At 77.9% G+C, this 7,478-nt stretch carries 8 protein-coding genes; 6 read left to right on the forward strand and 2 right to left on the reverse strand.

The genetic code is table 11. The features are described from left to right. Positions 1-196 precede the first annotated feature (196 nt). Together ABD994_RS26345 and ABD994_RS26350 are read left to right on the forward strand one after the other, a co-directional pair. Positions 197-391 (forward strand): hypothetical protein, encoded by a 195-nt coding sequence (locus tag ABD994_RS26345; RefSeq protein ID WP_345422791.1) that lies wholly within the window; start codon positions 197-199, stop codon positions 389-391. Positions 392-447: 56 nt separating this feature from the next. Next, entirely contained in the window at positions 448-1,485 is a 1,038-nt protein-coding gene (locus ABD994_RS26350) for a glycoside hydrolase family 183 protein (RefSeq protein WP_345422794.1), read from the forward strand. Here ABD994_RS26350 and ABD994_RS26355 read toward each other — a convergent pair. Together ABD994_RS26355 and ABD994_RS26360 are read right to left on the reverse strand one after the other, a co-directional pair. Further along, positions 1,482-2,273 (reverse strand): class F sortase, encoded by a 792-nt coding sequence (locus tag ABD994_RS26355; protein ID WP_345422797.1) that lies wholly within the window; start codon positions 2,271-2,273, stop codon positions 1,482-1,484. The two genes, ABD994_RS26350 and ABD994_RS26355, sit on opposite strands and share 4 nt — an antisense overlap. Before the next feature lie 153 nt (positions 2,274-2,426). After that, positions 2,427-2,957: a hypothetical protein gene (locus ABD994_RS26360; protein WP_345422800.1), complete on the reverse strand. Its 531-nt coding sequence runs from the start codon at positions 2,955-2,957 to the stop codon at positions 2,427-2,429. A 190-nt stretch (positions 2,958-3,147) separates the two neighbouring features. Between ABD994_RS26360 and ABD994_RS26365 the strand changes: the two genes are divergently transcribed. The 4 genes from ABD994_RS26365 to ABD994_RS26380 form a co-directional block, all read left to right on the forward strand. After that, positions 3,148-4,275 (forward strand): DUF5685 family protein, encoded by a 1,128-nt coding sequence (locus tag ABD994_RS26365; RefSeq protein WP_345422803.1) that lies wholly within the window; start codon positions 3,148-3,150, stop codon positions 4,273-4,275. Positions 4,276-4,440: 165 nt separating this feature from the next. Continuing rightward, a complete protein-coding gene (gene pknB, locus ABD994_RS26370) occupies positions 4,441-6,390 on the forward strand; it encodes a Stk1 family PASTA domain-containing Ser/Thr kinase (protein WP_345422806.1) in 1,950 nt (649 codons plus the stop codon). A 126-nt stretch (positions 6,391-6,516) separates the two neighbouring features. Then, the gene (locus ABD994_RS26375) at positions 6,517-6,852 is read left to right on the forward strand and encodes a hypothetical protein (protein ID WP_345422809.1); all 336 of its coding nucleotides are present in this window, start codon (positions 6,517-6,519) and stop codon (positions 6,850-6,852) included. Between the two features lie 177 nt (positions 6,853-7,029). Beyond that, a partial coding sequence (locus tag ABD994_RS26380) for an FHA domain-containing protein (RefSeq protein WP_345422814.1) occupies positions 7,030-7,478 on the forward strand: 449 nt, incomplete at its 3' end.

Consider the following 7,478-nt stretch of genomic DNA (forward strand, 5'->3'; position numbering starts at 1 on the left):
CTCTCGGTGCGCGAGTCTGCACCCTCGGGCGCCGGTGATCGTCGTGACCCAGCTCACAGAAGCATGAGAGCAACCTGAGGGGCTGTCACCCGTACGGCCGAACAGTGGATCACGCGCCGCGCTCTACCGTGGACCGCGCACCGGCCGCCGGTCGGAGCAGATGTCATCGCCCGTGCGCGGGCACCAGGGGGGAACCATGAAGACGGTCGTGCTCGCCCTCGGAGGCGCGACGGCAGCGGCGTGGATGGCCGTACCGGTGGTCTCGATGGCCGTCCGAGGCACCATCGACCAGCGCACCCTGGCGGCGTGCCACCGCGTCCCGACGACCCCGTCCGTGGTGACGATCCCGACCCAGCGCCGGGGGACGGCCGGCGAGCGCCTCACCGCCTGAGGGACCCGCCTGAGGGACCCCGTGCCGGTGACCTCCCGGACCGGGAGGATCGGCGCATGCGCACCCTCGAGGTCACCAAGCTGCGGGACCTGACCGGGCCGGGGCACACCGACGCGTACGGCGTCGGCGGCACCGACCTCGGCGCCGCCGTCCTCGCGCCGGACGGGCGGCTGGTCGCCGTCTTCGGCGACACCTTCGAGCGGGCCGGCGTCGGCGGACCCGGCTGGCGCTCGCCGGTGATCCTCTTCGGCGACCCGTCGACCCTCGCCGACGGCCTCGTCTGGACCGGATCGGGCGGGTCGGCGCGCGACTACGCCGACCAGGTCGTCGAGTACCACCACGGCTCGCGGGTCGGCGGGCGCCTCTTCGGCCTCGTCGGCGGGCTCAAGGTCGGGACGGTCCTGCCCACCGACATGATCACCATCGGCGACACGATCTACCTGCACGTCATGGTCTGCCAGGCGCTCGGGACCGTGCACTGGACCGAGATCCACCGCTCCACCGACAACGGCGTCACCTGGGAGCCGACCGAGGCGTGGTGGTGGGGCCACCACCTCGACGGGCACTTCCAGATGCTCACCTGGGAGCTCGGCCCCGACGGCTACGTCTACGCGCTGACCACCGGCTTCCAGCGCGACAAGGGCCTGCTGCTGCACCGGGTGCCGGCCGACCGGCTGCTCGACACGCAGGCGTGGGAGGGCTGGGGCTTCGAGGGCGACACGGCCGGGGGCAGCTGGGCCTGGGGCCGCACCCCGACGCCCGTCCTGCCCGGGGCGTTCGGGGAGCTGTCGTTGCGGCGCGTCGGCGACGAGTGGTGGCTCGCGGCGTTCGACGCCGGGCGGTACCGCATCGACCTGGTCCCGCTGCCCGACGGGCCGACCACCAACCTGCACACCGCCGAGCGCCTGCCCGTCGTCGCCGGCTGCGGGTGGGGCGACGAGGACCACGGCTGCGGGCGCGTCGCCCAGCTCTACGGCGGCTACATCCTGCCCGGCTCCACGCCCGACGAGATCCACCTCGTGGTCAGCCAGTGGAACACCGCGACCAACTGGCCCTACCGGGCGATGCATTTCCGGGCGCGAGTGCGCGGCTAGGGGATCTCCCGGGCGTAGACCACGGTGTTGTCGCGGTACGAGCCCGCGGCGCGGTCGAAGCTGCCGCCGCAGGTGATCAGCCGCAGCTCCGGGCCGGGCGTCGGGCCGTAGACGCGGTCGGTGGGGAACGCGTCCTTCGGGTAGACGGCCACCTCGGTGACCTCGAACGTCACCGTCGCGCCGTCGGCGCGGACGACGTCGGCGCGGTCGCCGGGACGCAGCCGGCCCAGCGCGTAGAACACCGACGGGCCCTCCGCCGCGGAGTCGACGTGTCCGATGATCACCGACGGGCCCTGGCGGCCGGGGGCCACCGAGTAGCGGAACCAGGCGGCGTGGTCGTAGCCGGGCGTGCCCTCGGCCGGCACCTCCATCGTCCGGTCCGGGTTGAGCCCGACCTGGTCGACCGGGGAGTCCACCCCGATCGCGGCCACCCGCAGCGTCGCGGGCGGGGACGCCGACGCGAGCGGCTCGGCGGTCTCGGCCACCCGCCCGGGCGGGGCGCCGACGAGGCGGGACGGCGGCGGGGGTCCGGCGACGGCCGCGGGCGCCGGGGGCGGGCCGGTCTGGTCGACCAGCGCCCAGCCCAGCAGCCCCACCCGCAGCACGGCGAGCACCACCGCGTCCGCCGCGAGGACCCGGCCGACCCGGTCGGGCCGGCGGGCCGGGTCGCCGGTGGCCGGGTCGCCGGTGGCCGGGTCGCGGGTGGCCGGGTCGCCGGTGGCCGGGTCGCCGGTGGCCGGGTCGCCGGTGGCCGGGTCGCCGGCGGGGAGGGCGTGCTCATCGTCCACGCGGGCCCTCCTCCCCCGCCGCGCCGGGAGCCCGGCCGGCCTCAACCCCCGCGGCGGCGATTACTGGCTGGTATCGCTCGCTGAGCGAGCGATACCAGCCAGTAACGCCACACGGGGCCACGGATCGGCGGGGAGCCGGTCCCCGGGCGAGCGTCAGGCCTGCTCGCGACGGCGACGGGCGGCGGCCGCGCCGAGCGCACCCGCCCCGGCCAGCGCGAGGGCGCCGGCACCGATCAGGCCGGCGTGCTCGACGCCCGACGTCGAGCCGCCGCCGGTCTCCACGCCGCCCGACGGGGTCTGGCTGGCGCCGCCCCCGGCGCCCGAGCCACTGCCCGAACCGCTGCCCGAACCGCTGCCCGAGCCGTCCGCCCCGGTGCCGCCCGCGCCACCGGCACCGCCGGCACCGCCGTCACCACCCTCGGCGCCCGGCGTGACCGGGGCCCCCGCGTCCGGGGCCTGACCCGGGGCCTGACCGGGGGCCCCGCCGGGAGCCTGGCCCGGCGCGCCGCCCGGCGGCTGGCCCGGCGCCCCGCCGGGAGCGGCCTGGCCGGCGGCGCTGGGCTGCCCCGCGCCCCCGGGCGGCGGCTGCTGCGGGCCCTGCGAGCAGCCGGCGAGGACGCCGAGCCCGAGCGCGCCGATCAGTGCCGGGGTCGCGAGGAGGCGTGCCCTGTTCGTCGAGATCATCTCGGAGTCTCCCTCGGAGTCGCCGTGCGCACGTCCAGCCCCCGACGGGGCGTGCCACGGATCGCGCGCACCCTTCCCCGCGCCCACGATCGGCACACACCGCCGGGGGACGGGGTTGCGACGAACGGTCGTGCGCGACCCGTCGAACGGGCCCGTGATCGACATCGGCGGGCCCGCTAGCGTCCCCGCGGTGCTCGGCATCGTCCGCCCCTGTCGTCACCACCTCTCCCCCGCGCTGCACCGCCGGTGGGCAGCGCACCTGTGCGGGACGTGCCTGTCGCTGCGCGACGGCCACGGCCAGCTCGCGCGCACCGCCACCAACGTCGACGCGCTGCTCGTGTCGGTGCTCGCCGCCGCGCAGGCCGGCCCCGACACCGCGACCGAACGCCGGGCCGGACCCTGCCCCGCGCGCGGGCTGCGGACCGCGACCGTCGTGTCGGGCGACGCGGCCGCGCTCGCCGCCCACGCCGCGCTGCTGCTCGCCGCGGGGCACCTCGCTGACCACGTCGACGACGCGCAGGGCGCCTTCCGGCACCGCCCGCTCGCGGCGGCCGGCCGGAGGGTCGCGACCCGCTGGAGCGACCGCGCCCGGGCCACGGCACCCACCGGGTTCGACCCGTCCGCGCTGCTCGCGGTGCCGGCCCGGCAGCACGCCGTCGAGCACGCGGCCGGGACGGTGACCCTCGCCGACGCCACCGCGCCGACGGCCGACGCGGTCGCCGCGGCCTTCGCGCACACCGCGGTGCTCGCCGGGCGCCCGGCGAACGCGGCCCCGCTCGCCGTCACCGGCGCCGCGTTCGGGCGCCTCGCCCACCTCATCGACGCCCTCGACGACCTCGACGACGACCGCCGCGACGGACGGTGGAACCCCGTCGACGCCACCGGCGCCGGAGTGGACGCCACACGGGCGCTCGCCCGGGCCCAGGTGGCGACCATCGCCGCCACGCTGCCGACCGTCGCGCTGACCGACGGGCTCGACGCGCGGCTCGCGCACCGCCTGCTGGTCCACGAGACCGACCGCGCCCTGGGGCGCACGCTGCTCCGCTCGGAGCAGCCGTCCACCGACCAGCCGCCGCATCCCGGCGACCACCCCGGGAGCCACCCGCCGCGGGAATTCCTCGCGGGCTGCGCGGCCGCCGCCGGGCTCTGCTGCACCGGCCAGCTCTGCTGCACCGACCCGATCACCGGCCCGTGGAGCGGCCAGCCGCGGTCGAACCCCTGCGCGACCTGCTGCGACTGCACCGACTGCGGGTGCGACTGCTGCGACTGCTGCTCGGACGGGGACGGCTGCTGCAGCTGCTGCGACTGCGGCAGCTGAGGACCGTCCGGAGTCACGCCGCCCGACGAACGGACGAACTCTCGCGCCGAAGGGGCGACCCGCCGTGTCCCACCCCTTCCCGGGCCGTTGGACCCGTCCGGGTGATGCTGACGCGGAGCGCGGGTACGAGCAGGTCCGGAGCCGACCGAGGGGCACGAGGAGCGCATGTCGCAGGCGACGGTGGTGGCCGGCCGGTACCAGCTCGGCCCGTCCCTGGGCCGCGGCGGGATGGCCGACGTCCACGCCGGCCTCGACGTCCGTCTGGGCCGCGAGGTCGCGATCAAGGTGCTGCGGGCCGACCTGGCCCGTGACCCGTCGTTCCGCCTGCGCTTCGAGCGCGAGGCCCAGAACGTGGCGGGGCTCAACCACCCCGGCATCGTCGCGGTCTACGACACCGGCGAGGTGGCAGGAGAGCAGGTCGGCCTGCCGTTCATCGTCATGGAGTACGTCAGCGGCTCGACGTTGCGCGACATCGTGCGGGCCCACGGCCCGATGGCGCCCGAGCGCGCCTGCGCGGTGATGGCCGACGTGTGCGCGGCGCTCGGCCACAGCCACGCCCAGGACATCGTCCACCGGGACGTGAAGCCGGCCAACATCATGATCACGCCGGGCGACGTGGTGAAGGTGATGGACTTCGGCATCGCCCGCGCCCTCACCGAGACCGGGCCGGCGCTGACCGGCGACATGGTCATCGGCACGGCGCAGTACCTCTCGCCCGAGCAGGGCCTCGGCCAGGACGTCGACGCCCGCGCCGACGTGTACGCCGCGGGCTGCGTGCTCTTCGAGCTGCTCACCGGCGAGCCGCCGTTCACCGCGGACAGCCCCGTCGCGATCGTCTACCAGCACGTGCGGGAGGACCCGCCGCTGGTCGCGACGCTCGCCCCGCCCGGGGTGGAGATCGGCGCCGAGCTCGAGGCCGTGGTCCGGCAGGCGATGGCCAAGAACCCCGACAACCGCTACGCGACGGCTGGGGACATGCGCGCGGACCTGCTGCGCGTGCTCGCCGGGGAGCGCCCCGACGCCCCCGCGGTGCTGGCCGAGCACGAGCGCCTCGCCGCCGGCGACGGGCCGGAGGGCGAGGCGACCGATCCCGGTCGCGGCAGGGCGCGCCGGGGGCCCGCGGGCACGCGCCGGGCCGCCGTCGACCCCGCCGTCGACCCCGAGGGCGATACCGCCGAGACCCGCCTGACCCCCGAGGTCGCCCGCGGGACGCGCACCGGCGCCCACGCGGCGGTGCGACCGGCCCGCCCGCGCCGCCGGCTGGCGGTGATCGCGCTCGGGCTCGTCGCGGTGCTCGGCCTCGGCGGCTGGTGGCTGCTCGCCCCGTCCGGCAGCGCCGTGCCCCAGCTCGTCGGGATGGCGCGGGAGGACGCGGAGCGGGCGGTCACCGAGGCCGGGCTCGCCCCCCTCGTCGTCCCCGTCGCGTCCGCGCCCGAGCAGCTCGACCGCGTCGTGTCCGTCACCCCCGACGCCGGTGCCCGCGTCGACGAGTCCTCGCCGGTGACGCTGCGCATCGGGCGCGGGCCGGGGCTGGTCCAGGTCCCGCTGCTCGTCGGGCGCAGCCCCGAGGCGGCGCGCGTCGCGGCGGAGGCGGCGGGCCTCGTGCTCACGCCGGTGCCGCGGCTGCGGGAGACCGACGACGCCACGGAGGTCGGCCAGGTCGTCGGCCAGGACCCCGTCCCCGGCTCGCTGCGCCCGCCGGGCGGAGCGATCGAGCTGACGATCGGGCAGCGCCGCGCCACCCTCCAGGTCCCCGACGTCACCGGGCGCTCGCGCGCCTCCGCGGAGGCGACGCTCGAGGGCGTCGGGCTCGAGGTGTCGGTGCGCGAGGTCGACGGCGGCGGCGCCGCCGGCACCGTCGTGTCCGTCCAGCCCGGCGTCGGGACGGCCGTGCCCCGCGGCAGCACCGTCACGCTCTCGGTCGCGCGGGCGGGCTCGACGCCCTCGTCGGGGGCGCCCGCCGGCGGCACCGGCGACGGTGGCGCGGGCGCCGGTGCCGGGGGCACGGGGGACGCCGGGGCCGGCGGCGGGGACGGTGACGGGGCGGCCGACGGTGGCGGCGGCGACGGGTCCGGTGACGGCGGGGACGGCGGCGTGTTCGGCGGTCTCTTCTGACACCGCCGGGCTGACCCCCGTTCGGGTCCGGCCCAGTCCACCGGACGGCCCATCAAGAGCCGCCGTCCGGCGTTCGATGCAGAGGGTGACCGCAGGGGCCCGTCGCACCGAGGGACGTGATCCACGATGTTCCGCCGCTCGACCTCCACCGCCCGTTCCGCCGCCCGTCGCACCGAGGACGAGGACGCCCTCCTCGCCGAGGCCGGCCGCGGCCTGCGGGGCCGCCACACGCGCCGCGCCCGCCAGCAGGAGGCCGTGGACACCGCGGCGCTCCAGGCCCGTCTCGAGCGCGTGCACCGCCGCCTCGCCGAGGTCGGCTCCGTGCAGGTCAGGACCCGCACGGGCGCCATCGACACCGAGGCGGCCCGCCGCGACCCGCTGACGCGCCCGTTCGCGCCCGCCGACGGCGAGCGCGTCCTGCGCCGGCGGACCGACACCGCGGCACTGCCCCGCCCCGCCTGATCCCGGGCGCGGCCCGGATCAGCAGGCCGATCACCAGGGGTAGTGGTCCGTCGCGATTATCGCGAACTCCCTGGTGAGGACCTTCTCGCGAACACAGACTGTCACCAACTCGCGCGATCGCGCCGGGGGAGGTGACGTCGGCCGGGCCCCCGCCCGGCCCGCGAGGAGGGCGGCGGCGTGCACTCGGTGGAACCCGTGCCCCGGCGGGCGGGCGCCCGTCGCGCCGTCCGCGGTCGCCCGCTCACGGCCCCGCAGCTCGAGCTCGCGCACGGCGACCAGCACCTCGTGGTGCCCACCGGCACCAGCGTCACGCTCGGCCGCGACGAGGCCGCCGGGTTCCGGGTGGTGCACCCCCTCGTCTCGCGCGTCCACGCCGAGCTGCGCGCCCTGCCCGGCGGGTGGGAGCTGATCGACCGCAGCCAGAACGGCGTGTTCGTCGCCGGCGCCCGCCTCCAGCAGCTGCGCCTGTCCCCCGGGGCGACGCCGCGGCTCACGCTCACCCTGGGTGCCGGCGGGCCCGAGGTCGCCGTGGTCCTGCGCGCGGTCGCCGCCGACCACGGCGACCCGCCGGCGCCCGCGGCCGCGCCGATGATCCCGCCGGCCGCCCGGTCGGCACGCGCCCGCCC

The organism is Actinomycetospora chlora, from assembly GCF_039542135.1.
Classification (GTDB): Bacteria; Actinomycetota; Actinomycetes; order Mycobacteriales; family Pseudonocardiaceae; genus Actinomycetospora; species Actinomycetospora chlora.